General features: G+C 67.1%; 2 protein-coding genes. Both read right to left on the bottom strand.

Translation table 11 applies throughout. From position 1 onward, the window contains the following. Positions 1-954 (bottom strand): filamentous hemagglutinin N-terminal domain-containing protein (locus RND78_RS27730; protein WP_312733435.1); only part of this gene is annotated, 954 nt, incomplete at its 3' end. 62 nt (positions 955-1,016) lie between these two features. Then, positions 1,017-1,460: ShlB/FhaC/HecB family hemolysin secretion/activation protein (locus tag RND78_RS27725; RefSeq protein WP_312733434.1), on the bottom strand; the 444-nt coding region annotated here is incomplete at its 5' end.

The raw sequence follows: 1,460 nt of genomic DNA, 5'->3' as shown, positions 1-1,460 counted from the left end.
GATGTTGCCGCTGGCGGCGGTCTGGGCCAGGGTCAGCTGGCCATTGGCGTCGAGCTGGATATCCCCGGCGCTGGCCGCCAGGTTGCCGGCCAGTCTCACCCCTACCCCGGCCTCGGTGCCGACCAGGCGGATGGTATTGGCGTACATGCCGCCCAGGGCGGAGGAATCGATGGCCAGTTGCGGTGCGTCACCCGGACTGGCGGTGCGCGGGGTGGCGGCGAGGCTGTCGGCGGCGACGTCGTTGCGGCCGGCGATGACGTTGAGCTGGCGGGCGTGGAGCTCGGCGTTGAGCTTGGCCGAGCGGGTGACGATGTCGAACTGGTCGACGTTATCGGCATTGAGGCCGTTACCTTCGAGGCTGACGCTGCCGCCGTCCACCTGGAAATGGTCCAGGCGATTGCCGTCGAGGATCGGCTTGCCGGTGGTGAGGGTGACCCGAGGCGTGTTGATGAAACCGCAGCCGTTGCAGGTGATGCCATAGGGGTTGGCGACGATGACCCGTGCCGCCTGGCCGGCGACCTCGGTATAGCCCTTGAGCTGGCTGGGGCTGCCGCCCACGACCTCGTTGAGGATGACCCCGGCCGCCCGGCCCTGGAGGTTGGGGTTACCCACGATGATGCCACCCAGTTGGGTGTTGCCGGTGCGGTCGGTGACGTTGTTGAGGATGACGCCCCGGCTGTCGACGTTGTAGTCCTGGAACTGGTTGTGCGACAGGCCATTGGCCCCGGGCGTGGCGATGTTGACGATGGGCACGCCATTGCCGGCCTGATCGAGACGGGCGCCATTGCCATTGCTGACGGCGATGCCGTCGGCCTGGGCCCAGATCGGCTGCCAGAACAGGGCATTGACCAGCAGCAGCGCCAGGGCGCGCTTGGAAATGCCGCAGAAGGTCTCGCGTGGCTTGAGCTCGGCGCTGGGCTGGGCGGCGAGAAAGTCGAGTTGGCGGACGTCCATGTCAGATCCTCGGTAACGCGTGGGCAAAGATGAAAAGTTGCAAGCGACAGCGGCGACGGGCTTTACAAGAAGAGGTCGACGCTGAAGTAAACGGGATGCTCACGCTCCGGCAGGGCGTCCGGCCGCTCCAGCGAATGGGCGAAGGTCACACTGGCCGACAGGTAACGCCCCCGGGCGAACAGCTCCAGGGAGTTGCTCGACAGCCGTCCGCGCACCTCGGGGTTGTAGCGGCCCCCGTGGATCACGCCCTGGTCGTAGCCCAGGCCGGCGCCGTACTGGCTGAACAGCGGCTGCAGCCAGGCCCAGGTCACGGCGCGGCTCCAGCGCAGGTCGTTACGCCAGTAGCCACCGGTATCCCCGGAGAGCGATTGATCCTTGAAGCCCCGTACCGACGACAGGCCGCCCAGGCTCAGCCGCTGGGGGCTGTAGAGCACGTCTTCACTGCGTTGACCGGTGGCCAGGCTGCTGACGCTAAGGTTCTCGCCCAGCAGCTGGAAGCTCTGCAG

Origin of the sequence: Pseudomonas oryzihabitans, assembly GCF_032027545.1 — a bacterium.
Lineage (GTDB): Bacteria > Pseudomonadota > Gammaproteobacteria > Pseudomonadales > Pseudomonadaceae > Chryseomonas > Chryseomonas oryzihabitans_F.
This window is presented reverse-complemented; position numbering and strand designations above follow the sequence as displayed.